Genomic DNA, 24,465 nt, shown 5'->3' on the forward strand with positions numbered 1-24,465 from the left:
CGACTGATAGCCACGAAGAAACGGGGACCGCCTTGCGGGACCGCCACACTCGTCCTTACGCAACCTGACAGAACAATGACGGCCCGTCTCCGGCAGGAGACGGGCCGTCATCGTTGGTGCTGAGCGTTACGACGTGCGCACGCGCAGGCCGGGGTTCTCCGCCAGCACCGCATTGATCGGGGTGGCGAACAACTCGGGGCTTTCGCCGAGGACGAAGGTGACGACGTCCGCGACCTGGCATACCGGGTACTGGCCCACGTTGGACGCGCTCGAGATGCCCAGTGCCTGAGTGCCCGTGACGATGGTGCCACCGCTGTCGCCCTGCAACGCGCAGATGCTTGTCGAGAAGCTGTCTGCCAGGGTGCGTTCACCCACCGAGACGGTCTGGCCGACGGCCTTCACGACACCGCAGGTGTACCCGGTGGTGAGACCGGACTTGCAGACGGGAGCGCCGACGACAGGGTCGGCTGTTCCAGTGATAGCCAACGGCGCGGCACCAGGGACCCGCACACCGTTGTTCTCGAATCGGTGCGCAGCACCGGCGTCGGCGCGGATGATCGCGTAGTCGTGGTTGTCGAGGCTGGTCTTGGCGAAGGTGCCCACACGCGGACCAGTCCCACCCGGGGCGAGCGCGAACGCCTCGGACGCGTCGACGGTACCGGCCGCGGCGAGGTTGGGGTCGCAGTGTCCGGCTGTGATGTTCACCGGTCCACCGGAGTTGTCGGTGCCGTTGAAACCGAGCGAGCAGCGCAGGCCGATGCCGCCACCGAGCGACCCGTATGCGTCGCCACCCAGCATGGCGTCGGCGGGCATGACCTCGGCGATCGGTGCCAGATCGGTAGACGGCTGCGGGGCCGCTGTGGCAGGTGACTGCACCACCCGTGCGCCCTGCAGGAAGTCCGGAAGCTGCAATCCACCTGCGTCGTCCGCGCGGAGCACCAAGCCGTTGTTGACGATGTCGATGGTGACACCGCGAACGAGGTCGGCGACCGCGGGCGGTTGCGTGTCGAGCCAGCCGTCGAGTGTCTTCAGCTGCGCCTGCAGGCTGCTCTCACTCTGGGCCACGTCCTTGACCTGAAAGCCGGCCGTTTCGGCGGCGGCGACTGCCGCAACCTTGTCGGTGCCCTCGGCCACACCGACGACGGCGTTGCCTGCGTCGTCGAGCCAGGTACCGGCGAAGGCGTCGGGGAACTGGATGCGGGCGATCTTCGCGAACTCGGCAAGTTTCTGACCCAGCTCGGCGTGCTCCAGGTACTGGTCCGGGCTCAACGCGAGATCACGCTGAATCGCATCGACCAGTTCGAGCGGAAGTGCAGCAGCTTGATCGGAGACTTCGGGTTCGACCGGATCAGCCTGAGCCGAGGTGGTCAAGGGACCGAGGAGCAGCAGCGCTGCCGAGCCGAACACGGCGGCACGACGTGCGATGGAGCTACGCATAGGGGCCTTTCTCAGTTTGTTTGTTCGCAGGCGCCACGCGGGCACATACGATTACGGCCCCCTGTGGGTGGGGCCGTACACAGTCGGAGTCGACTATATGGGTTCCAGCCGACTAATCCCACCTGTAACACTGTCGGCTGCGAGGATCGGCCGATGGTCACGCGCACGAAGTGGACACAAGCCCCGAAAGGGACGTCGGAGCCCAGGAATGACCTCGCCCGGCATCCGAAAGGCGGATACCGGGCGAGGCGGAAGAAACGGCGGAACCTAGTCGGCGTTGGTACGGACCTGCAGGCCGGAACCGGCAGTCGCGACGATGTCGGCCACCGGAATTCCGAGGTTTGCCGTACCGCCTTCGGGTGCCAGGACCAGATTGGCCTCGGTGCAGTTGGGCGCTCCACTCGCGTTGGATCCACTGGTGATGCCCAGCGCGAGCGTTCCGGTGACGATGGCGCCGCCGCTGTCGCCCGCGAGCGTGCAGGCCGTTCCGGCGAACCCGTTGATCACCCGGTTGCTGCCGTCGGCCATGAACAGCTGCGTCTCGACATGTTCGGCGGCCACGACGCCGCACGTGAAGGACGACGTCTGTCCCGACTTACAGATCGGGGCGCCCACCACGGGCCGGGCAGTGCCGGTGATCTGCAGCGCAGTGCCGTTCGCGCCACGGATCGCCGGACGGTCGAGCCCGGCCTGCACACCGGCGTCGTTGAGCTTGATCAGCGAATAGTCCAGCTTGTCTGCGGGGTTACCCACCGACGAGTGGGAGAACGCGCCGATCTGCTGGCTGTCATCGACGTTCTGGTGGTTCGGGAGGAACACCGGGGACGGCTGCCCCTCCGCAGGATTGCAGTGGCCTGCGCTGATGTTGTAGGACTGGCCGCTGTCGTCCACACCGTTGAAACCGAGGGAACAGACGGAGATCTCTGCGATCGGCGTCTTCGGCAGTTCACCCACCGTCGTGATGTACGTGTCGCCGCCGAGGGGACCCCTCTCCACCGGTCCGCCGCCGCCCGGGCTCAGCATGACCTTGACGTTGGCGAGCAGGGTCGGCAGGTTGAGCGCCTGACCGACGGGCGAGTTGACGACGTCGATGACGACGCGGTTCTCGAGAACGTCGATCGACGCGGAGTTGATCTGCGAAGCCACATCCTTGGGGAGGCTCGCGATCCAGCCGTTCACATCGGAAAGAGTCTTCTCGAGACCGTTCGCGGAGACGGGGGCGATGCGCGTCGTGTAACCGGCCTCGGCCGCCTTGGCGGCAGCCTCTGTGGTGGTGACCGCAACGACGGGCTGGCCGTCGAGGCCGATCCAGGCACCGGCGAAACCGTCCGGGTGCTCGGCTCGGAAATCCTCGGCGTAGCTACCCAGCTCCTGGGCCTTCGCCGCGCGGTCGAGGTACTCCTGCGGACTGATCTTCAGGTCGCGGGTGATCGCTTCGACGAGTTCGGCGGGCAACGCCTCCGCACTCAGCTGCGGTGTGCTGTCGGGCTGCGTAACAGGGTCTGCCTGGGCGGCGGTCGAAAACGGAAAGAGAAGAAGCATGGCCGAGGCGCCTACTACAGCGGCGCGGTGCGCCAGCACGTTACGCATGAAATCCCTTCTGCACGGAACCCGGTCTCGAGGGATTCCTTCTGGGTGAGTATCAGCGCCCCACCTTAAGCTACGAACGAGTAAGGGTGTCGGGGAGGTGTGACCGAAGCCTCACTGCCCTGTTCCCGCCTCCGCCGTGGTCGTGGTGGTGGCCGTCTCGGTCGCCGACTCCGTGGTGGTGGGTGTGGTCGTCGTCGGCGGTGTAGTCACGGTGGGCGTCGGCGCCGTCGTCGTCGTCACGATGGTGACGGGTGGAAGGGTGATCACGGGTGGAGGTGGTGGCGGCGGTACGAACTGCGAAGTCGTCGCCACCGGGGTCGGCTCCACCGCCGCGTACGTCGGCTCGACGGCGTCGGTGGTCGCGAACACCTCCTCGCGAGCGGCGGTGGGAAACTGGGCCGGTTCTTTCGGCGCCGTCGTGCTCGACGACGGCAGCGAAGCGGTCTGCGCGTCCTGGATGGAGGGAACCGCGGTGGTGCCGGTGCCGGTGAGGGCGAAGGCGGCAACCGCACCACCGATGGCGATCAGTGCGGCCGCGGCGGCGCCCGCGAAGATCAGTGGATTGCGGTCGGGGCGCTTTGCCGCGGGAGCCGGCGGGGTGCCAGTCGATGCGGCGGCCGGTTCGGTGGCGACCGGCGGGTCCGAGGCCGAGCCTGCGTCGACCGAGCCTGCGATGACTGAGCCTGCGACGACCGGGGAGGCGGCGACAGCAGGCACGTCCGCGACTGCGGAGTACGCGGTATGCACGGGCGGTGCGATCACCGGGATCGATTCGGTGTCGGCCTGGGTGTCGTCGGGTGTCAACGCCAGACCGGCGGCCAGCAGTGCCGCACCGTGGGCCGGGGACTCGTCCGAAGCGGCCAGCGCCGCGGACTCCGCGACGAGGGTCGCCTCGTTCAGACCCATGTAGTCGAGGGATTCGCGGAGCTTCGTCACCGTTTCTGCCGCCCAGTCCGACGGATGGGTGGCCGTCACCTTCACCGGCCCCGTCAGCCCTTCGGCCGCCTCGCGGAAGAGACAGAACATGGCGGTCGCGACCAGATCCTCCGCCCGGGTGAGCGTGCCCGCGTACTCGATCCCGGCAGGCTCGCCGACTCGGGCGAGGAAGTCCTGCACCGACCCCGTCGACTCGGTACCGGGGTCACCGAGCTGCACTGTGCCGTCCGGTGCAGTGAACAGGACGGAAGGGTGCTCGATCGTTCTCACGTCGGTGCCCGAGGCGGTCACCACCGCAGTGGAAACCGAATGGCCGACGGTGAGTCCGACTCCGGTGGTCATCGCAGATCCTTACTGGGCGCACGTTCGTGGGGTGCGTCACCGCACCATTGCACAGTGTGTCGCCCGACGATGCCGATTGGTTACACCGGCCCCGTTCTCACGACCGCGCGGTGTCGGACGGATGCCCGTGCCCCATGGCCCGAAGCATCGACAGAAGTTCCGACCGCGACTCGGCGCCGAGGCGCCGCCGGATCCGTGCCACGTGGTGTTCGATCGTCTTGGCGGAGATGTACAGCCGGCTTCCGATCTCCCGGTACGTCAGGCCCTGGACGAGCAGCTCGGCCACCTCGGCTTCACGGTCGGTGAGCGTGCCCGGCGAACTCGGACCGGGGACGACTGCGGGATCGGAGCCCGTCGCCGCCGGCGCCGGCTGGCGGAGGGCACGCGCCACCTGCAGCAATGCGGTGGCCACCCGGGTGTCGGAGGCGCGCAGCGCGGCTTCTCCGGCCAGGCGCGCACCGTCCCAGGGGAGGCCGATCCGGTCGAGGGTGCGGGCAGCGTCCTCGACGGCTGCGACATCGATGTCGCCTTGCAATACCCTCAACCAGGCCCGCCCGGCGCCGGCGAGCCCGGCAGCGTAGGCACTGACCTTCGCAGCTTCGCCGAGGGCCCGAGCATGCGGCATCAGATCAGCCGGGCATTCGGCCAGTATCGAGGCCTGGACGCCGTACCAGTGCAGGGCAGAAGCCCACATCGCCGGTTCGCCGAGAGTGCGTACGAGCGACTGCGCGTCGTCGACGAGATGGGTGATCCGAGCCGGCTCACCGACCCGGATCGACGTCAGCCACAGCTCACCGAGAGGAAGCAGACTCAACAGGTCCACCGAATACTCTGCGAGCACGCCCTGCGCTCCGGCCCACGCCTGCAACAGGGCCGCGTTGTCACCGGTCCGCCTTGCCAAACCGACCCGAAGACCGTGGACGAACAGAAGATCGCGCTGGTGCATCGATTCGACCTCGAGCGCATCGAGCCGGGACTGCGCCGCAGCGAGGTCACCGCGCACCATGGACGTCCACGCCGTCAGAAGATGATGCCGATTTATGGCGACGCTTCCGGGCCGGTCGCTGTCCCGGGCACGCGCGAGCACGGCGTCCGCGTGGGCGAGTTCGCCGCAATGAAGGGCGGCGAGAGCCGTGATCGCGGCAGGTGAGTCTGGCAGCATGCGCGGCCTCGCGGCGCGGCCCGGCAACGACAGCGCGCGGGTCAGGGAGTTCAGTGCCGCGTTCGCGGAGCCCGTGACCGATTGGACGAGCCCGGTCGCGAGGAGGGCGGCACCGGCGGTCGTCGCGGTCGGCGGCGCGCCGGCGCTCGCGGCGAGGACGGATTGCGCCTCGTCGATCCGGCCGGCCACCACCAGAACCGAGGCGGCGACGGAGGCGTCCGCGCCGACCCGGTGTGGTCCCAGCCAGGCGTACAATTCGGCGCTGCGATCGATCATTCCGCAGTAGGCGGCGCCGGCGGCCGAAACCCGAACGGCTGAGGCGAGATCCGCGTCGCTGACCGAGGCGGACCGTTCGAGCACGGAATCGGCGAGACCCACGGCGGTGTCGAGGTCGCCGCTCAGAGCGCAGACCTCTGCGTAACCGAGAACAGCCGCGTCGTCGAGCCGGCCCACGCGTTCGGCATCGCCATACAGCGACACGGCCTCGGCCGGGTCGGCGAGTTCAGCTCGACTACATAGGAATTCAGTCAATTCGTCGCTGCGGACACCACTCCCGGCCACCGCCCGGGCGATGGGGAGGGTGAGTGTTCCGGCGGCGACATGATGTGTGAGCAGGCGGCGAGCCAGCGCATGTACGCGATTCTCGCCGAGGGCGCCGGCGAGGCGGCTGCGGTGGGACTCGACGAGTGTGCCTCGGCCGTCGACGAAGCCAGTTGCGCGCAAGGTCTCGATCGCACTGCGCGCGGATTCGGTTTCGATGTCGAGGACAGCGGCGACCACAGCCTCGTCGGGTTCGGCCCCGAGCAGCAGCAAACCGAGTACTGACAACTGGGGAGTGTCGAGCGACGCGAGGTCGCTGACGGTGGTGGGGGCAGGCGACGGAGGCCGTGTGGACACCGGCGGTCCTATCCGCCGTTGCCGACGGGGAGGTTGGGCACAGGTATTTGCTGAGGAGCCGTCGGTATGTACCCTCCGACGATTTGTGCTCCCTCGATGAAGGAATTCGCGATTTCGCCGCCGTCCGGCTGGACAGGAACGGGTGCGGGGGCAGGTGCCGGTGCAGGCGCAGGCGCAGGAGCGGGCGCCGGAGCGGGTGCTGGTGCGGCGGGCTGCGCGCCGGGCGCCGCAGCGACGGGTGCGGACCCCGCCGGTGCCGGTGCCGGTGCCGGTGCGGGGGCCCCGGGTGCTGCTACCGGAGTCGCGACACCTGCGGCGGTTCCCGGCGCACCCGTCACGGCGACACCGGCCGCTGCGCCGGGATCTGCCGCGGCCGACGTGCCGGGGGCAGCCACCTCGGCGGGCGTGCCGGAAGTGGTGGCGGAGCCGCCCGATGTGCTCGACAACTGTGAGGTGGCCGTGTCCGACTCGGCCGCGGGGGCGTCGAACACGGTGCCGAGCGAGAGTCCACCGGCGGCGAGCAGGACGATCGCCGCCGCGGAGGCCGTGACGATGCCGGCCTTCTTCTTCCGGGACATCCCGGTGGGCGCTGGGTCGGCGAGGACGGGCGCCGGTGTTCGCGGCATGAAGGCGACCGTCTCGGCGTCCGAGTCGGTGCGTGGAGCCGGAGCCGCGGAGGCTGCGGGGGCGGCAACGGGCACAACGGCCGGCATGCGGGTGACCGTCGGGGCGGCGGAGCGTCCGGCGTCGCGCTCGCCGGCGAGCAGGGCTGCGCCGAGCGCTGCGGTGTGCGCCGGACGTTCCGCGGCAATCACCGGGACGCGCAGCTCGGCGGACAAGAGCTCGGCCACCAGTGGAATGGCGGCGCTCCCCCCGGTGAGCACCACCTGGGTGATGTCGCTGGACTCGAGGCCGGCGGCGTGGATGCTCTCGCGGACGAGCGTCACCGATTCCTGGAGTGGTTCACGAATGAGATCCTCGAGCTCGGAACGCACCAGCCGCACGTCGGCGGCGACCCCGGGGAGCTCGATGCAGATGGTGGCCTCCGTGTCGGAGGACAGCGCCTCTTTCGCGGCGGTGCAGCGGGTGCGCAGCCGATTCAGTGCGGCCACGGTGTCGGGAGCGAACGGATCGATGTCCCCGAACTCTTCCGCGACGTTGCCCAGCACGTACTGCATGGTGGCGTGGTCGAAATGCGCGCCACCGAAGTCTTCGGAGCGGACAGGCTTTCCGAGGACGCCGGCACCTTCCCCGTCCTCGGTGGAACGGAACAAGGTGATGTCGAGGGAGGTGCCGCCGAGGTCGTAGATCACCGACACCGCGTCGCGGAGCGTGCCGCGGGTCCGCTCGAGCCAGGTCATCACGGCCTGCGCTTCGGATACCAGGGTGGCGTCCTCGACACCTGCCTGCTCGAGCGCCGACGCCAGTACACCGACGGTGTAGGGCGACCAGACGGTGGGGTGGGTGACCACCGTGGTGGGCATTCCGTGCCTGCCCGATGCAGCTTCGTGCACGAGGCAGCTGACAGCGGTGGCGACGAGGTCTTCCCCCGAGTAGGTCGAACCGTCGTCGGCGAGTATCCCCACCGGGTCCCCGACTCGGTTCGCGAAGTCGGATACCGGCATGGCGTCCGGGTCCTGAGTATCGGTTCCGAGGACCGGCGCCCGATCGGGGGAGAGGTGCAGAACGCTGGCCCGTGACAGGACCGTGAGGTCCGAGGCCTCTGCGACACCCGTTCCGTCCGCGTCGACTGCGGCCACCGTATTGACCGATCCGACACCGATGCCGAGCGCTGCAGCCATGTTCCACTCCTGTGGTCCGGGCGGGCGGGCGCCGCCGTGTCGTCAGACGGCACCGCCGTCGTGCTGTTACCCGCTTGTCGCGGGGAGAGGCTGTTTCGTTACGCCGACGGTGCAGGTCGCCGTGCATCGCGGGGGCGATCCCCTAACGGCCCCCTATCCCCTAACGAGGAGCGGGGTCCCCCGAGGGGGTGTCCCCGATCGAGGGGAACGGGAGTAGGGGGCGGCTCCCCGTTGGGAACGCGGCCGCCGATCCATAACGTGGGTTTCACTCGCCGTCACAGCTGTTGTGGTGGCCACCCGAACTCCCCGATCCTCGACCACAGGAGAGATTGCCATGGCTACCAACGCCGTCCTCGAGTTCATCCTCGGCCTTCTTCGCGACGAGCAGGCTGCGGCCGCTTACTGCGCCAACCCGACGGACGCACTGTGCGCCGCCGGCCTGGAGGGTGTGACTCACGCCGACATCGTGTCCGTCGCTCCTATGGTGGCCGAGTCCGGACTGTTCGCTGGCGGTGGAGCCGACCTGGCCGCCATCGTCAACGCCGGTGCCGGCGTCGCCGGTGACGTCGCCGGTGGGATCGGTGCCGGAATCGGCGGTGGCCTGGGCGGTGGCCTCGGTCTCGGTGGAGGTCTCGGCGGCGCGGTAGGTATCGGTGCCGGTGCGGGCCTCGGTCTCGGCGCCGGCCTCGGCGGCGACTTCGACTTCGCGGCGGAACTGTCGGCAGCATTGAGCGCGGCACTCGGCGCGGCGCTCGAAATCGGTGGCGAAATCGGTGCGCAGCTCGGTGCCGCCCTGGGTGCGGCTCTCGACGCTGCACTGTCCCTCGGCGGTGGCCTCGATGGTGCCCTCGACATCGGTGGCGTCATCAGTGGTGCCCTCGACGGCTTCCTCGGCCTCGGCGGCGAGATCACCGCCCAGCTTGCCGCTGCTCTGACCGCGGCTGTCTCCGCGCTTCCGGCGATCGATCTGAGCGGTGGTCTCACCGCGATCCTCGCTCCCGCGCTTGCCATCGGTGGCGACCTGGGTGCCGAGGTCGGTGCTGCCCTCGGCGCGGCCCTCGGCGTGGCCGGTGACATCAGCGGCGACCTCGGTGGCGACATCCTTGCCGGCATCGGCGGCGGCCTCGACCTCGGTGGCGCACTCGGTGCGACCCTCGGTGGTGTGCTCGGAGTGGACGCCGGTCTCGGTGGCGCTCTCGGCGCGGCACTCGATGCTGCGATCGGTGCGGGTGGCGGACTGGGCGCGACGCTCGAAGGCTTGCTGGGTGGCGATCTCCTCGGTGATGTGGCGGGCTCGCTCGATGGTGTGCTCGGTGCGGATCTGGGTGGTGTGCTCGGTGGTGCCCTCGGTGGGGTTTTGGGTGCGGGTGGTGACCTCAGTGCCGATCTCGGTGGTGCGCTGGGTGCGACTCTCGGTTCGATCGCCGATCTCGGTGGTGGGCTGGACTTGGACGCGATTCTCGGGGCGGAGGGTGGCCTCGGTGCGGCGCTCGGTGGTTTGCTGGGCGGCGAGCTCGGTGTCGGTGGCGATCTGACCGCGGGCCTGGGTACCGCCTTGGAGGCGGTTCTCGGTGCCGGTGGCGGATTGGACCTCGGTGCGGTTCTCGGTGCGGATGGCGATCTCGGTGGTGCGTTGAGCGGCCTGCTCGGTGGGGTGCTCGGTGCCGGTGGTGATGTGAGCGCGGATCTCGGTGGTGCGCTGGGTGGTCTGCTCGGTGGTGCCCTGGATCTCGAGGGTGGTCTCGGTGGGGCCCTGTCGGCTGCGCTGGAAAGCGGTCTGGGACTCGATGCCGCACTCGGTACCGTCCTCGGTGGTGCGCTCGGACTCGACGGTGGCCTGGCTACCGAATTGGGCAGCACCCTCGAAGCGGTGCTCGGTGCCGGTGGTGTGACGGATATCGACCTCGGCGGCTTGCTGGGTGGCGATCTCCTCGGTGATGTGGCGGGCTCGCTCGATGGTGTGCTCGGTGCGGATCTGGGTGGTGTGCTCGGTGGTGCCCTCGGTGGGGTTTTGGGTGCGGGTGGTGACCTCAGTGCCGATCTCGGTGGTGCGCTGGGTGCGACTCTCGGTTCGATCGCCGATCTCGGTGGTGGGCTGGACTTGGACGCGATTCTCGGGGCGGAGGGTGGCCTCGGTGCGGCGCTCGGTGGTTTGCTGGGCGGCGAGCTCGGTGTCGGTGGCGATCTGACCGCGGGCCTGGGTACCGCCTTGGAGGCGGTTCTCGGTGCCGGTGGCGGATTGGACCTCGGTGCGGTTCTCGGTGCGGATGGCGATCTCGGTGGTGCGTTGAGCGGCCTGCTCGGTGGGGTGCTCGGTGCCGGTGGTGATGTGAGCGCGGATCTCGGTGGTGCGCTGGGTGGTCTGCTCGGTGGTGCCCTGGATCTCGAGGGTGGTCTCGGTGGGGCCCTGTCGGCTGCGCTGGAAAGCGGTCTGGGACTCGATGCCGCACTCGGTACCGTCCTCGGTGGTGCGCTCGGACTCGACGGTGGCCTGGCTACCGAATTGGGCAGCACCCTCGAAGCGGTGCTCGGTGCCGGTGGTGTGACGGATATCGACCTCGGCGGCCTGCTGGGCGGCGATCTGGGTCTGGGCGCCGGGCTCGGACTCGGTGGTGACCTCGGACTCGGGGGCGAACTGACTTCCGAGCTGACGACGGCGCTCAGCGGCGCCCTCGGGTTGGGCGGCGAGGCCGGTGCGGACCTGGGAGCGGTTCTGGGCGGTGCTCTCGAAAGCGGCCTGGGACTCGGCGGCATTCTCGAAGGCGGTGCCGATGTGGGCACCACGATCAGCAGCGCGCTCGGTGGGGTCCTCGGAGTCGACGGTGACGCCACCGCCGGTCTGGGTGCAGCGCTCGACGCGGCGCTCGGTGCCGGTGGCGGGGTCGACCTCGACGCGGTGACCGATCTGGGTGGCTTGCTCGGTGGAGCGTTCGGTGTCGGTGGCGGCGCCGGAGCGGATCTCGGTGCAGCCCTCGGCGGTGTCCTCGGTGGCGCACTCGAGACCGGTGGCGCCCTGGACCTCGACACCGTCCTCGGTGGTGAAGGAAGCATCGGCGCAACTCTGGGTACCGCTCTCGGTGGTGTCCTGGGCGCCGACGGTGACCTCAGCGCCACTCTCGGCTCCGCGTTGGAGACGGCCCTCGAGGCCGGTGGCGGACTCGACCTCGACTCGGCTCTGGACGCCGACCTCGGCCTCGGCGCTGCTGCCGGTGTGGGCGGAGCCCTGGACGGTGCCCTCGATGCGGGAACCGACCTGGCAGGCGGCCTGTCGGGTGGCATCGACGGCGCTCTCGGTGGACTGCTCGACGCAGGCAGTGACCTGACGGGCAACGTCGGTGGAGCTGTCGGCGGCGGTGTCGCCGGTGGTGCGGAGACCGCTGCGGGCATCGGTGCCGGAGTTGTAGCCGGCGTCGGTGCGGTCGCCGATGCGGGCGTCGACCTCGGCGGCAACCTCGGAACCAACCTGGTCGGTGGATTGGAGACGGCCGGTGGCCTCGGCGCCGGTCTGACGAGCGGCCTCACCGGCGGTCTCGGCGGAATCTTCGACGCCGGTGCAGGCCTGGGCGGCGCGGTGACCGGAAGTGTCGACGGAGCCGTCGACGCGGTCGGCGAGGCAGGCGCCTCGGTCGGTGCCGTCGCCGACGCCGGTGCCAACATCGACGCCAACCTGGGCGGTGCCCTCGACACTGCGGCAAACCTCGGCGGAACCGTCGAAGGCGCGCTGGACACAGCGGCCAACGTCGGTGGAAGCCTCGGTGGCACGGTGGACGCCGCGACCGGAATCGGTGGCGATGTCGCCGGTGGAATCGAAGGCAGCGTAGACAGCGCCGTCGACGCCACGGCGGGCCTGACCGGTGGCCTGGACGCCACCACGGATGCAGTCACCGACCTCGGCGCCGGACTGTCCGGTGGCGTGGGCGGCCTCGGTTCGCTCGGAACTTCGGTCGGAGGAGCCCTCGACGGAGCAGTCGATGGTGGAGCCGCAGTGGGCGGTGCGATCGACGGTGGCGCTTCGGCCGGCGGTTCGGCCGACGCCGACGCGGCCACGGGTGGTTCGGCCGACATCGGAGCGGTCGGCGGGGCTGTGGCCGACACCACCGGTTCGATCACCGGCGGACTGGACTCGACGCTGGGCGGCACTGTCGATGCAGGTTCCAACGCCTGGTCCTCGATCGACGCCCAGGACGCCTTCGGTGCGGAGTCGAGCCTGAGCGGTGATTCGGAAGGTTCTCTGTTCGCTGACACCGATTCCTCGGTGGCACCCACGCAGGACGTCACGGACGTGGTCGATCACTTCGAGCCGTGATGAGACGGCGGTTCCGGCATCCCCCAGACGGGGCGGCCGGAACCGCCGTACGATGTAACGAAATCAGCCCCGGACGCGCTATGCGGTCGGGGCTGATTCCACAGTCGGGTGTAGGTGCACTGAAACGCGGTGCGCGCACGAGGTCGGAAGAATTGCGGGTCAACGGAAATCATGGACAGTGCAGCCGCTAGAGGCAGTGCAGCCGCTAAGCACAGTGCAGCCGCCGAGCACAGTGCAGCCGCCGAGCACAGTGCCACCACTCCGCAATCCATGACCGCACTGCTGGAGCAAACCCTGGAAGTCGCGCGGCGGTTCGGCCGCGGAGATCTGGCGCAGCGGCTCGACCAGGCCAGGACCCGGGTACTGGATCCTCGAATGCGCATCGTGGTGGTCGGCCCACTCAAGCAGGGCAAGAGCCAGTTCGTGAACTCGCTACTCAACCTCACCGTGTGCTCGGTCGGTGACGACGAGACCACTGCCCTTCCCACCGTCGTTCAGAACGCCGACACCGCGTCGGCGGAACTCGTCCTCGCCGATCCCGGTGCAGATCCGATCCGGGTGCCGTTGCCCCTCGACGAACTGGTCGGCATCACGCCCGCATCGCCCAGGGCCGGGGGTCGTGAGGTCCTGCGTGTGGAGGTCAACGTGCCGAGCCCTCTGCTGGCGGACGGTCTGGTGCTCGTCGACACTCCCGGCGTGGGCGGCGCCGGCAACCCGCACGCGGCCAGCACGCTCGGACTGGTTCCCGCCTCCGACGCCGTGTTCGTTCTCTCCGACGCCAGCCAGGAGTTCACCGAACCAGAGCTCGGCTTCATTCGGCAGGTCACGAGCCTGTGCCCGTCGGTGGCCTGCCTGATCAGCAAGACCGACCTGTATCCCCACTGGCGTGAAATCGTGGAGGCCGATCGCGGACACCTGGCTCGCGCTGGACTCGAGGTGCCGCTGATTCCTGTCTCCTCCGTCCTCCGCTCCCACGCGTTGCGGCTGCAGGACGAGGAGCTGAACACCGAATCCGGCTTCGTCGAGCTCTACGCCTTCCTCCGCGACCGGGTGGTGGCCCGCGCGGAGTCGAACACGCGTCGCGCGGTGTCGCTGGACGTCTCCTCGGTGGCCGAGCATCTGACCCTGGGCATCGGTAGCGAGCTTGCGGCGCTTCGTGATCCCGCCAAGGGTGTCGCTGCCGTCGCCGAACTGCAGAAGGCGAAGGCCGCGGCCGAGGATCTGCACAAGCGGACATCGCTGTGGCAGCAGACCCTCGGTGACGGTATCGCCGACCTGGCCGCGGACATCGACCACGATCTCCGCGACCGGTTGCGCCGCGTGACGCGGGAAGCCGAAGAAACCGTCGACCAGGGCGACCCGGGCAAGGACTGGGACGCGTTGGGACAGTGGCTCGAGCAGGAGTTCGCCACCGCTATCGGTGACAACTTCGTGTGGGCGCACGACCGGGCGCTCTGGCTCGCCGAGGTGGTGGCTCAGCACTTCGCCGAAACCGGCGCCGTGGAGCTTCCGCACCTCGACATCGCGAATGTCGACGGGCTTCTGGAGCCGGTGGCCTCCCTCGCCGATCTCGAATCCGGACGGATCGGCATCACCCAGAAAGTCCTCGTCGGTATGCGCGGCTCGTACGGTGGCGTGCTCATGTTCGGGCTCATCACCACGATGATGGGCATGGCGCTGGTCAATCCCATTTCGATCGGGGCCGGGGTCCTTCTGGGTACCAAGGCATATCGGGAGGACAAGGAGAGCCGAGTCCTCAAGCGGCGTGCCGAGGCGAAGGCGGCAATCCGGCGGTTTGCCGACGATGCCAGCTTCCAAGTGGGTAAGGAATCGAAGGATCGGTTGCGCGCGATCCAGCGGTTGCTGCGAGATCACTTCACGGGCATCGCCGAGCAGGCGCTGCGTTCGATCAACGATTCGCTGCGCGCCGCGCAGGAGGCGGCCAACCTCGAGTCGACCGAGCGCACGCGGCGGATCGCGCAACTCGAGAAAGACCTGCACATCGCCTCCGCACTGAAGGGGCGGGCAGCCCAGCTCGTCGCCGGCGACGACGGAGCGATCACGGCATGACGGCCGCGCCCCTCCCCGAGGCCCGCAGACTGATCGCGTCGACCAGGCAGCTCTACGCCGGCCGACCCGAAATTCGTGATCAGCTCACCGAATGTGCTCGCCGCCTCGAACAGCCCCTGCGCGTAGCGCTGGCCGGTTCCCTGAAGGCCGGGAAGTCCACGCTGCTCAATTCGCTGGTGGGTCAGGACATTGCACCGACGGACGCGACGGAGTGCACCCGTGTCGTCACCTGGTATCGCAGCGGTTCGACGCCCGCCGTCACCGCCTGGTACCACTCGGACAGCCCGGATGCAGAGCTGCGCTCGGCGAACGTTCCGGTGTTGCGCCGAGACGGACATCTCACCTTCGATCTCGGGCACCTGACGGCTGCGCAGGTGGACCGTCTCGATGTGGAGTGGCCCTCGTCGGCCCTGGCTCATACCACCATCATCGACACACCCGGCACCTCCTCGCTGTCGCGGGATGTGTCAGCGCGCACCCTCGAAATGCTCACTCCCGACAACGAGGCTTCCGGCGCCGATGCTGTCGTGTACCTTCTGCGCACACTGAACGCGACGGATGTGCAGTTCCTCGGCCAGATCGGCGATCACGTGGGGGACGAGTCGGGCCCACTCGGTGTGGTCGGTGTCGTGTCACGAGCCGACGAAGTGGGTGCGGGGCGTCTCGACGCCATGATGTCGGCAAAAGAAGTGGCCGCCCGGTTCGCTGGCGAGCTCGAACGCACCGGGCTCTGCCAGGCAGTGGTTCCCGTCGCGGGGCTGCTGGCGTTGGGGGCCCGCACGATGCGGCAGGCCGAGTTCGCGGCATTCCAGCGCCTTGCCGAGGTGTCGGTGGACGACCTGAACATGGCGATGCTCTCGGCCGACCGGTTCGCCCGGGAAGACAGTCCACTGCCCGTCGATGCCCGCACGCGCGTTCAGTTGGCTGATCGCTTCGGGCTCTTCGGCATCCGAATGGCTGTCACGTTGATCCGGCTGGGTACCCGGGATTCGCCGACGCTGGCCGCCGAACTGGTGGAGCGCAGCGGGCTCGACGAGTTGCGGCAGGTCATCGACATCCAGTTCGGGCAGCGGGCCGACCAGTTGAAGACGCACTCCGCGCTGGTTGCGTTGAAGAGGGTGCTCACTGCCCATCCGGTGCAGGGTGCCGGGGGCATTCTGCTGGCTGCGGAGCGTCTGTTGTCCGACGTGCACGGTTTCCAGGAACTGCGGCTCCTCGGTCGGTTGCGGTCCACCGAGGTGGGGTTGCCCCCTGACGACCTTGCCGAGTTGCAGCGCCTGATCGGCGGATTCGGAATCCAGATTTCCGAGAGGCTCGGCACCGACGGTGACGATTCGGTGGAGTTGCAGCGGGTAAGGGCTCTCGCCGCCGTCCGTAAGTGGCGGGAGCGCGCGCGTCATCCGTTGCTGGACCAGTTCACAGCCAGGGCGTGCACGGTTGCCGCACGCAGCGCGGAAGGTGTTCTGGAGGAACTGAACTCGGTGCTCCTGTAAATACGCGCTCAGGTCGCGGAGACGCCCGCGATCTCGCCCTCCCGGAATGCCTCGACGAACAATTGATGGTCCTTGCGGCTCACCTCCGCGTACTCGACGCCGAAGTCGATGATCTCGTCGACGAATTCGTCCAGCCGACCCTCGATCACACTGTGGATGGCGTTCTCGGTTTGGAACGTGACCAGAGTCTGATCGCTGTCCTCGTCGGAGACACAGTGCACCTTGGCGGTCGCCCGGCCGAGATCTTCGAGCACGGGGGCGATCTCGTCCGGCTCGGTGAGGTCGGACCAGTCGAGGTCCAGTTCGTACGGTGACAGTTCGGCGACCACGAATCCGGTATCCCCGATCTCGGTGTAGCCGAGTAGGGGATCGGTGTGAACTTGCAGGGCGCGCTGGCTCACCACGGTGCGGTGGCCCTCGTGCTCGAAGTAACCGCGGACTGCCGGCTCGTCCACGATGCGGCTCGGGGCCGCGACGTTGCCCTGTTTGATGGACAGCACGATGTCGTTCTCGAGTGCCTGGGTTGCGCCCTCGATGAGCACGTTGTACGCGGGCAGTCCGGCGCTGCCGATCCCGAAACCCTTGCGCCCCACCACGTCTTTGATCCGGTAGAACACCGGACGCTCCGACCTCTTGGTGGGGGGCACTCGTTCGATGTAGGCGTTCAGCGACTCGCACACGGTGTTGCGCTCGTTCTCGTCCAGTTCCCGGACTCCGCGGCCGCGGCGGAAGTGCCGATCGTAATCGTCGAGCACCGTGACGGAGTCGAGGAGGCTGACGCGGGTGGCGAGGCGGGCCTGCAGGAGAAGGTCGTGGATACTGCCGCGAGAGTTGTCCAGCCGCAGTGCGTACGCTTCGTCCGCTTCCTGCTGCACGTAGTGCATGACCTGTTCGACGTAAGTACGCAGATAGGTCTCGGCCAGTGCCCGGACATCACTCTCGGGAAGAGCCTTCTGCCAGCCCATCAGCGCGAGGCTCGCCACGAAGCGCCGAAGGTCCCAGCTGAAGTGCCCGACGTAAGCCTCGTCGAAATCGTTGACGTCGAAGACCAGGGTGCCCTCCGAGTTCATGTACGTTCCGAAGTTCTCCAGGTGTAGGTCGCCGTGGATCCATACCCTGCTGGTGCGTTCGTCTGCCCAGGGGTCGTCGAAGTCGCGGATGTCGTTGTAGAACAGGCAGGCACTGCCCCGGTAGAACGCGAACGGGTTAGCCGCCATCTTCCGGAATTTGGTGCGGAAAGCGCTCGGGTCCGCCTCCATGAGGTCGGCGAAGGCCTCGACGAGCGCGCCGACGATCTGCTTCTGCCTGGTCGAATCGGCATTATTCACAATGCCCTCCTAGTTGCGCTGCCGGGTGACCCCGCACGTGGGCGTCACCGGACTACCCACGTTAGCGACACTCGTCGTAATGCCGCCGGCGAAGGACCTGCACAGCCCGGTAAATCTCGGATAGTAGGGAAGCGCAGCTGTATGTTACTGTCCGTCACGATAGCTAGGAAGTTGCTGATTCGAGACGAGAGGCGGAACCCAGTGAAGTTTCGCACCGTCCACGGCTACCGCCGAGCGTTCCGCATGGCCGGTGAGGGCCCTGCCCTTCTGCTGATCCATGGAATCGGGGACAACTCGTCCACTTGGACCGAGATCATCCCGCACCTGGCCCGCAATTACACAGTCATCGCACCGGACCTCCTCGGCCACGGACGTTCGGACAAGCCCCGCGCCGACTACTCCGTCGCCGGTTACGCCAACGGCATGCGCGATCTACTGTCCACCCTCGGCATCGACAACGTCACCGTCATCGGGCACTCCCTCGGCGGCGGAGTCGCGATGCAGTTGGCCTACCAGTTCCCGCAGATGGTCGACCGGTTGGTCCTCGTCTCCGCCGGCGGTGTCACCAAGGACGTCCACCCGTTGCTGCGGCTCGCGTCCCTCCCGGTTATCAACGAGGCGGTGAAGCTCCTTCGTGTTCCGGGGGCGATGCCCACCGTTCGATTACTCGGCGGCATGGTCGCCGAACGCGACGGAACCCGGCTCGTCCCCGGCATCCTGTTCCACGACACCCGGGACCTGGTGCGAATACTGGGTGACCTTGCCGATTCCACCGCCCACGAGGCCTTCGTCCGTACGCTGCGCGCGGCAGTGGACTGGCGGGGTCAGGTGGCCACCATGCTCGACCGCTGTTACCTCACCGAGGATCTGCCCGTGCAGCTGATCTGGGGTGATCAGGATGCGATCATCCCGGTCACTCACGCCCACCTCGCTCATGCGGCCATGCCGGGCTCGCACCTCGAAATCTTTCGCGGTGTCGGTCACTTCCCGTTCCGTGACGACCCGATCCGGTTCCTGCGGACGGTCGAGACATTCCTCGACAAGACCCGGCCACTCGCGTTCGACGAGATCAGGTGGCGGCAGATGCTGACGTCTGGCGCCCGCGTGGGAGCCGTCACCGGCAGCGCGTCCACCCGGATGGCAGTCCTCGACGCCATGGAGTTCGACGAACGAACCGCTACATGAATGAGTTTCAGAGTCGATGTGCCGCAGACGAGGGCGCGGCGGACAAGAACTGCGGAGTAGGCAATGCCGCGGATGCGGCGCTGTCGAGTACCTGTGCGACGACGTCGCCGACCCGGTCAGCCGGAACCAGCGCGATGGCCGAGCCGCCGAAACCGCCACCGGTCATCCGCGCTCCCCACGCTCCGGCGTCGAGGGCAGCATCGACAGCGCAGTCCAGTTCGACGGAGCTGACCTCGTAGTCGTTTCGCAACGAGAGGTGAGAGCGGGTCAGCACGCCCCCGATGTCGCTGATGCGGTTCTGGGCCAGCAGATCGGCCACCTCGATGACGCGCCGTATCTCGCCGAGGACGTGCCGCACCCGCCGCACCGACTCCGGCGACGCCAGCGAGGCGAGTGCCCCGTCCACGTCGCGAATGTCCCGCAGCGTATGCACCCCTAGCTCCGCGCACGCCTTCTCGATCGTGGCCCGTCGAGTGCCGTACTGGCCGTCGACCAGTCGGTGCGGAGCATTGGTGTCGATTACGAGGAGCTGTGCGCCCGCCGACTCGAAGTCGAGCGGGACGAGGCGGCTGTCACCGCCCCGGCAATCCAACAGCAGAGCGTGCCCGGGACGGGCCAGCATCGCGACCGACTGGTCCATGCCACCGGTCGAGGCCCCCACGATCTCGTTCTCCGCGCGGATGCATGCCGCAATCAGTGTCCGGCGTCCGTCCGTGTCGGTGGGGAGCCCGAGGAGATCGGCGACTGCGAGTGCGAACGCACATTCCAGCGCGGCCGAGCTCGACAACCCCGCGCCGACGGGAACCGTGGAGTGCACCGCGACATCGAAGCCTGCTTCTGCCGGCACGGTGCCCGACTGCCGCAGCGCCCAGACGACGCCCGCCACGTAGGCAGCCCACCCGGTCGGACGCCCCGGAGTCACATCGGACAATGGGCCCTGCCAGGGGTCCGCTGACTGGGTGGAGACGCAGTGCAGCCGGTTGTCGTCGCGGATCCGGGCGGCCACCACCGTGACGTAGGGGAGCGCGAACGGGAGGACGAGCCCGCCTGCGTAGTCGACGTGCTCACCGATGAGGTTGACCCGCCCGGGCGCGGCCCATACACCGTCCGCAGTGCCACCGAAAGTGCTGCGGAACAATGCTTCCGCGCCCGCAGCGACGGTGTGGACGTCGACGGGTTCCACCCGGCGTGGTGCGTTCACGAGGCAACCTCGCGCAGGCGGTCGGCGATGCGTTCGGGAGTGGTGTCGTTGATCCAAGCTCCCATGCTCGATTCGGAGCCGGCCAGGTACTTCATCCGTCCGGGGGACCGCATCATCGAGAACAACTGGAGGTGGAGGCGCCCGAAACGGCGGTCGTCCCCGACCGGCGCCTGATGCCATGCTGCGATGTAGGGGACGGTATCGACGCCGTCGAAGAAGCGGTCGACCCGCCGCAAGAGTTCGAGGTAGACGTGCGCGAGTTCGTCGCGCTGGGCGTCGTCGAGTTCGGCGAGGTCCCGGACGTCGAGGTGCGGCGCGAGGTGCACTTCGAGCGGCCACCGGGAGGCGGCGGGCACGTAGGCGGTCCAATGCTCGGCGGTGAGCACGATCCGTCGGCCGGACCGCCGCTCGGCGTCGAGCACATCAGACAGCAACAGTCGGCCCGTCCGCTCGAAGTGTGCGCGCGAGCGGTGGATCAGGGTGTCGGTGCGCGCCGGCAGGTACGGGTAGGCGTAGATCTGACCGTGTGGGTGAGTCAGTGTGACGCCGATCTCCTTGCCGCGGTTTTCGAAGCAGAACACCTGGCGGATGCCGGGTAGCGCCGACAGTTCGGCGGTGCGGTCTGCCCACACATCGACGACGGTGCGGACCCGGCCGACGTCCAAGGAGGAGAAGCCGGCGTCGGGGTCGCTGGTGAAACAGACCACCTCGCAACGGCCCGAACCGGGGACGAGCGGCCACAACGGTTCACCGTCGACGCACCCGGGGAGGTGTTGTTCGTCTGCGACCGCCGCCAGCGCGGGGAAGCGGTTCTCGAAGACGACGACGTCGTAGTCGTCGGCGGGAATTTCGGTCGGCGGCCTACCGGTCCGGCTCGGTGCGAGTGGTGACGCGTCCGCGGGAGGGAGGAACGTGCGGTCCATCCGGTGCGCCGAAATGACCACCCATTCGCCCGTCAGGACGTCGAAGCGCATCTGCGACTGCGAGACGACGGGTGAAAGAGGCCTGGAATCGATCAGTTCACGGGTGGCCGCGCCGGACACGTACGGCTCCGAGTCGTCGAAGTAGATGAGCTCCCGCCCGTCCGCCAGCGTCGTCCTGGTCTTTCGCACCGTGCTCCCGGCGGGCGCTCGGAGCGCGCTGTCATCGTCACGCACCGCCATCGGTGAATCCTTCCATGGTGTGGTTCCCATCTGATGAACTGAACAGGTGCCAAGTCAACCGGATGGCCACTGGGGACTCGCGCATTTCACTGCGCAGGAAGGTCGGCCACCGGGTGGTCGAACCTTCACCCTGGGGTAGGTAGTTGTTGCGCCGGCGCGCAGGCACGATGGATATCACCAGCCGCTGACAATTTTGAATCGCAGGAGGTACGCCTACACTCGAGAACCCATCACTTGCCGAAACGGAAAACGCCTCACCGGAACCCGAGCCCGGTGAGGCGTTTTCGTCGTGTCCGGTCGCCTCAGAATTCCATACCGGCGTCGGTGCCCATCGTCATCGTGGTGTTGGCGCCGTCGAGGGATTCGCGGATGATATCGGCGTGACCGGAGTGGTGGCCGGTCTCCCGAATGATGTGGAGCAGGGTCCGGCGGATGGTCCACCATTGCCGTTCGGGTGCCCACGGCGCGGTGGGGAGCGGGATGAGTACGTCGAGGTCGTCGAGGCCGGCCAGCGCGGTCTCCGTCGCGCGGGCCACCTCGGCATAGTCGGCCAGCAGGCCCTCGAGGGTTTCGTCCTCTCGCATGTAGTACTGCTCCATCGCAGATTCCATGTCGAACTCCGCGTCCTCGTCGGGTTCGAGAATGGTTTCGACCCAGTGCTTTTCCGTGTGGGACACGTGCTTGATCAGTCCGCCGAGTGTCAGGTCGCTGACGGTGGAGCGTTGCCGTGCCTGTGCGTCGTCGATTCCGCGGACGGTGATGAGTAAGGTGGCCCGCTGCTCCTGCAGGATCTGCACGATGTCTGCACGTTCGCCGGTGATCGAGGGCTTATCCGAAGTGGTCATGAAAGGAACGATAAGCGGTATTGCGGTCAGAAACGGTCCTTGTCAAGCAGGTCGTTCTCGGGGTGTTTCTCGGGGTCGAAGTTGGGTGCCTTCCTGGATGTGTCGAGAGCGGCTGCAGCGCAGGATTTCTACCATGAACATTTCGCCGGGATCGGGGAAGCGGCCACTGCGGGGTGGAGGGGCCTACACGCTCGGGCGGAACAGCCGATCGCATCGCGGCAACGCCTCGGCGTTGATCGAATCTTTTGTGGGAGAGGAAATCCGGTCGTGACCACCGCGTCGCAGGTGGCCGGTTCGTCGGTAGCGTCGACCACCCGGCAACGGGTGGAAGTTGTCTGTCGAGGCACCACGGCGGCACATATCGCGCCTCGCGGAGGAAGGAGTTTCAGGAGAACTGATCTTCCCTCCGAAATTTGGGTATCCCCTGGGAGACACGCCCCTTCGATATTCCCAGCGGGCCAACGACCGGTCGACGGACCAGGGGCGAGTCGACGAGGTTGTGGAGCCGGGAGCCGGGCTCCGCCGAGGTGCAGGAAGTACGCCATATGAACGGTCATGCACAGCTTTCACGCTTCCGACGTGCAGTTCCCGGGATCGGGCACCGAAGAGCCGGCGCAAACCCGTACTTCGCGCCCAGCCGAACACGTTCATCTTCGATGCGGTTCTCCGGGTCTTCGGATGCCGCGATGCACTTCCCCTTCGGTCGGCCCGCGCCGTCCGGTTCGCCCCACTCGGACAACGACAACATAGGAATCATCATGATCCGCACCACGCTCACTGCCATGGCAGCCGCGGCACTCTTCTTCGGCGCCGCATCCGCCACGCAGGTCGCGGCAGCCACTCCGGCGTGCAATTCAACTTATGAGGGAACCAGCAACGACGAGTACGACCCGGATCCGGACTTCACCGGGACGACAAACGACGAGTACGACCCCGATCCCGAGTACTCGGGCACGTCGAACAAGGAGTACGACCCCGACCCTGAGTTTGCGGGTAGCGCCGATTCATGCGAGGTCTGAGCCGGATCTGCGGCGTCGATGCAACCAGGCAAACACGCCCGGTGTAAACAAGGCGAGGACGCCCACGGCGACCAGTGCGCTGTAGGCGAGCGGCGCCCACTGCAACACACCGGCCGTGGCGTCGCCGGCGTCCGACAGTAAGGTCCACAATCCCACGCCACCGGCCGCGCTGAAGAGGCCTACTGCAACCAGCGTGAAGAAGCCCGCCACCTTGCGGGTCCGGAGCAGCTGTATACCGAGGAGCGCCAGGAGAACCAGCACGATCGCGATGGCACCGCTGACGATCAGTGTGAGGTTTACCGTATCGGTGATGTCCTGTGCGGAGTCACTGGGATTATCCGCTGCCACCGAGGCCTCGAGTGCATCGCGAACCGCGCGAAGGTCGAGGGCTATGGCCCCCGCGATGCCGGCGAGCACGACGAACGAACCTATCCACGCGGTCAGTGAGACCGTCACAGCCTTCGGGGTGGCGTCGGTGGGAGCGGTGCGCAGAGGCGTTACCGCGAACTCCGGACGGGGCGGGACGGGCCGCGGCGGGGCCGGGCGCCGTGGCGGTTGTTCGGGTGTCGTCACGGTGGGAATCCTATCGAGATGACGCGAGCGTCGTGCCGACTCGCTCAGCGGCACGGTGCCACCGGTTCACGAAGTCGTCAGTTCCCCGTACACGGCGTCAGAGGGTGACGTCCTCCACCGTCTCGACGATCTGCGCGCGGGGATCACGCATCGCGGCCTTACCCGGGCCGGCCCACAGAATGTGTAGCTTCTCGAGCAGTCCTTCGGCCTCTTCCGTGGTCGCGAACTCCAGGTCGATGGTCACGAAAGCGGGATCGTGGACGGATCGTCCGACGCGGTACCGCTGAACGCCCGAGCCCTTGCGGTCAACCGGATCGTCGTCGAAGAGCTTCTTCCACACGTCGAAGTCGACGACGGAATGTTCCACACGCAGTACTGGCATGACAGGTCCTTTCTACGTCTGCATTCAGTCTTCGCCGGACCGGTGGGTGCTGTCGACGGGTGGAAAGATGTCCGCGGCGAACGGGAACAAATCGCGGGAACGGCCCGTTGAGCCTTGTGACAACATTGAGCGCGCTGGACTCAAGTTCGAATTGACTCCCGAAGCGGTTCGGGTGCAAACTTGAGCCGAGGGCGCTCACCAAGCGCCAACATCGCAGTTCGGTACGAAAACTAACTCTGCCCGCGGAACTGCAAAACGAAAGTGAGGAACACTATGGCTCGTGCCGTCGGTATCGACCTCGGTACAACGAACTCGGTCGTGTCTGTGCTGGAAGGCGGCGAGCCCGTAGTGGTCGCCAACGCCGAAGGCTCTCGCACCACCCCGTCGATCGTCGCCTTCGCCAAGAATGGTGAGGTGCTGGTCGGCCAGCCCGCGAAGAACCAGGCGGTCACCAACGTCGACCGCACCATCCGCTCCGTCAAGCGCCACATCGGCACCGACTGGAACGTGGAGATCGACGGCAAGAAGTACACCCCTCAGGAAATCAGCGCGCGCACGCTCATGAAGCTCAAGCGTGACGCCGAGGCATACCTGGGTGAGGACATCACCGATGCGGTGATCACCGTCCCCGCATACTTCGAGGACGCCCAGCGTCAGGCCACGAAGGAAGCCGGTCAGATCGCCGGCCTGAACGTGCTGCGCATCGTGAACGAGCCCACCGCGGCGGCACTGGC

At 67.6% G+C, this 24,465-nt stretch carries 17 protein-coding genes; 6 read left to right on the forward strand and 11 right to left on the reverse strand.

Annotated elements, in window-relative coordinates:
* Window positions 1–126 precede the first annotated feature (126 nt).
* The 5 genes from NOF53_RS17795 to NOF53_RS17815 form a co-directional block, all read right to left on the reverse strand.
* Window positions 127–1,437, reverse strand: coding sequence for a S1 family peptidase (locus tag NOF53_RS17795; RefSeq protein WP_255971087.1), 1,311 nt, complete (start codon window positions 1,435–1,437; stop codon window positions 127–129).
* A gap of 267 nt (window positions 1,438–1,704) precedes the next feature.
* Complete coding sequence (locus NOF53_RS17800) at window positions 1,705–3,027, reverse strand: S1 family peptidase (protein ID WP_255971089.1); 1,323 nt, start codon at window positions 3,025–3,027, stop codon at window positions 1,705–1,707.
* A 111-nt stretch (window positions 3,028–3,138) separates the two neighbouring features.
* A complete protein-coding gene (locus NOF53_RS17805; RefSeq protein ID WP_255971091.1) occupies window positions 3,139–4,305 on the reverse strand; it encodes a hypothetical protein in 1,167 nt (388 codons plus the stop codon).
* Window positions 4,306–4,402: 97 nt separating this feature from the next.
* Window positions 4,403–6,364: a LuxR C-terminal-related transcriptional regulator gene (locus NOF53_RS27750; RefSeq protein ID WP_255971092.1), complete on the reverse strand. Its 1,962-nt coding sequence runs from the start codon at window positions 6,362–6,364 to the stop codon at window positions 4,403–4,405.
* Between the two features lie 8 nt (window positions 6,365–6,372).
* Window positions 6,373–8,166 carry an Hsp70 family protein gene (locus NOF53_RS17815; protein ID WP_255971094.1) on the reverse strand — a complete coding sequence of 598 codons (1,794 nt, stop codon included), beginning with the start codon at window positions 8,164–8,166 and terminating at the stop codon, window positions 6,373–6,375.
* Between the two features lie 334 nt (window positions 8,167–8,500).
* On the opposite strand from NOF53_RS17815, the gene NOF53_RS17820 reads away from it, so the two are divergent.
* The 3 genes from NOF53_RS17820 (at window position 8,501) to NOF53_RS17830 (ending at window position 16,035) form a co-directional block, all read left to right on the forward strand.
* The gene (locus tag NOF53_RS17820; protein ID WP_255971096.1) at window positions 8,501–12,472 is read left to right on the forward strand and encodes an IniB N-terminal domain-containing protein; all 3,972 of its coding nucleotides are present in this window, start codon (window positions 8,501–8,503) and stop codon (window positions 12,470–12,472) included.
* Window positions 12,473–12,742: 270 nt separating this feature from the next.
* Window positions 12,743–14,542, forward strand: coding sequence for a dynamin family protein (locus NOF53_RS17825; protein ID WP_255971098.1), 1,800 nt, complete (start codon window positions 12,743–12,745; stop codon window positions 14,540–14,542).
* A complete protein-coding gene (locus NOF53_RS17830) occupies window positions 14,539–16,035 on the forward strand; it encodes a dynamin family protein (RefSeq protein WP_255971100.1) in 1,497 nt (498 codons plus the stop codon). The genes NOF53_RS17825 and NOF53_RS17830 overlap by 4 nt, the downstream gene beginning before the upstream one ends.
* 8 nt (window positions 16,036–16,043) lie before the next feature.
* Here the strand turns inward: NOF53_RS17830 and NOF53_RS17835 are convergent, their stop codons facing one another.
* The gene (locus NOF53_RS17835; protein ID WP_255971102.1) at window positions 16,044–17,363 is read right to left on the reverse strand and encodes a DUF2252 domain-containing protein; all 1,320 of its coding nucleotides are present in this window, start codon (window positions 17,361–17,363) and stop codon (window positions 16,044–16,046) included.
* Window positions 17,364–17,510: 147 nt separating this feature from the next.
* Here NOF53_RS17835 and NOF53_RS17840 point away from each other — a divergent pair, with 147 nt between their 5' ends.
* Window positions 17,511–18,548 carry an alpha/beta fold hydrolase gene (locus tag NOF53_RS17840; RefSeq protein WP_374212632.1) on the forward strand — a complete coding sequence of 346 codons (1,038 nt, stop codon included), beginning with the start codon at window positions 17,511–17,513 and terminating at the stop codon, window positions 18,546–18,548.
* A 7-nt stretch (window positions 18,549–18,555) separates the two neighbouring features.
* On the opposite strand, the gene galK is transcribed toward NOF53_RS17840, so the two are convergent.
* The 3 genes from galK to NOF53_RS17855 form a co-directional block, all read right to left on the reverse strand.
* A complete protein-coding gene (gene galK / locus NOF53_RS17845) occupies window positions 18,556–19,749 on the reverse strand; it encodes a galactokinase (RefSeq protein WP_255971104.1) in 1,194 nt (397 codons plus the stop codon).
* Window positions 19,746–20,912 carry a galactose-1-phosphate uridylyltransferase gene (galT, locus tag NOF53_RS17850; RefSeq protein WP_255971106.1) on the reverse strand — a complete coding sequence of 389 codons (1,167 nt, stop codon included), beginning with the start codon at window positions 20,910–20,912 and terminating at the stop codon, window positions 19,746–19,748. Before galT ends, galK begins: the two co-directional genes overlap by 4 nt.
* Window positions 20,913–21,214: 302 nt before the next feature.
* On the reverse strand, window positions 21,215–21,757 hold the full coding sequence (locus tag NOF53_RS17855; protein WP_255971108.1) for a DinB family protein: 543 nt from the start codon (window positions 21,755–21,757) through the stop codon (window positions 21,215–21,217).
* 758 nt (window positions 21,758–22,515) lie between these two features.
* Between NOF53_RS17855 and NOF53_RS17860 the strand changes: the two genes are divergently transcribed.
* Complete coding sequence (locus NOF53_RS17860) at window positions 22,516–22,776, forward strand: hypothetical protein (RefSeq protein WP_255971110.1); 261 nt, start codon at window positions 22,516–22,518, stop codon at window positions 22,774–22,776.
* Here the strand turns inward: NOF53_RS17860 and NOF53_RS17865 are convergent.
* Entirely contained in the window at window positions 22,762–23,349 is a 588-nt protein-coding gene (locus NOF53_RS17865) for a hypothetical protein (protein ID WP_255971112.1), read from the reverse strand. The genes NOF53_RS17860 and NOF53_RS17865 overlap by 15 nt on opposite strands.
* A gap of 97 nt (window positions 23,350–23,446) precedes the next feature.
* Window positions 23,447–23,731 carry a hypothetical protein gene (locus NOF53_RS17870; RefSeq protein WP_255971114.1) on the reverse strand — a complete coding sequence of 95 codons (285 nt, stop codon included), beginning with the start codon at window positions 23,729–23,731 and terminating at the stop codon, window positions 23,447–23,449.
* A 273-nt stretch (window positions 23,732–24,004) separates the two neighbouring features.
* On the opposite strand from NOF53_RS17870, the gene NOF53_RS17875 reads away from it, so the two are divergent.
* Window positions 24,005–24,465 (forward strand): Hsp70 family protein (locus NOF53_RS17875; RefSeq protein ID WP_255971116.1); only part of this gene is annotated, 461 nt, incomplete at its 3' end.

It is taken from the genome of Rhodococcus tibetensis (genome assembly GCF_024438035.1).
Classification (GTDB): domain Bacteria; phylum Actinomycetota; class Actinomycetes; order Mycobacteriales; family Mycobacteriaceae; genus Rhodococcus_F; species Rhodococcus_F tibetensis.

Bases quoted from the DNA above. Each gene is read 5' to 3' on its own strand.
- NOF53_RS17795 (WP_255971087.1), bottom strand. From the start codon at position 1,437: ATGCGTAGCTCCATCGCACGTCGTGCCGCCGTGTTCGGCTCGGCAGCG.
- NOF53_RS17800 (WP_255971089.1), bottom strand. From the start codon at position 3,027: ATGCGTAACGTGCTGGCGCACCGCGCCGCTGTAGTAGGCGCCTCGGCC.
- NOF53_RS17805 (WP_255971091.1), bottom strand. From the start codon at position 4,305: ATGACCACCGGAGTCGGACTCACCGTCGGCCATTCGGTTTCCACTGCG.
- NOF53_RS17815 (WP_255971094.1), bottom strand. From the start codon at position 8,166: ATGGCTGCAGCGCTCGGCATCGGTGTCGGATCGGTCAATACGGTGGCC.
- NOF53_RS17820 (WP_255971096.1), top strand. From the start codon at position 8,501: ATGGCTACCAACGCCGTCCTCGAGTTCATCCTCGGCCTTCTTCGCGAC.
- NOF53_RS17825 (WP_255971098.1), top strand. From the start codon at position 12,743: ATGACCGCACTGCTGGAGCAAACCCTGGAAGTCGCGCGGCGGTTCGGC.
- NOF53_RS17830 (WP_255971100.1), top strand. From the start codon at position 14,539: ATGACGGCCGCGCCCCTCCCCGAGGCCCGCAGACTGATCGCGTCGACC.
- galT (WP_255971106.1), bottom strand. From the start codon at position 20,912: ATGGCGGTGCGTGACGATGACAGCGCGCTCCGAGCGCCCGCCGGGAGC.
- NOF53_RS17855 (WP_255971108.1), bottom strand. From the start codon at position 21,757: ATGACCACTTCGGATAAGCCCTCGATCACCGGCGAACGTGCAGACATC.
- NOF53_RS17860 (WP_255971110.1), top strand. From the start codon at position 22,516: ATGATCCGCACCACGCTCACTGCCATGGCAGCCGCGGCACTCTTCTTC.
- NOF53_RS17870 (WP_255971114.1), bottom strand. From the start codon at position 23,731: ATGCCAGTACTGCGTGTGGAACATTCCGTCGTCGACTTCGACGTGTGG.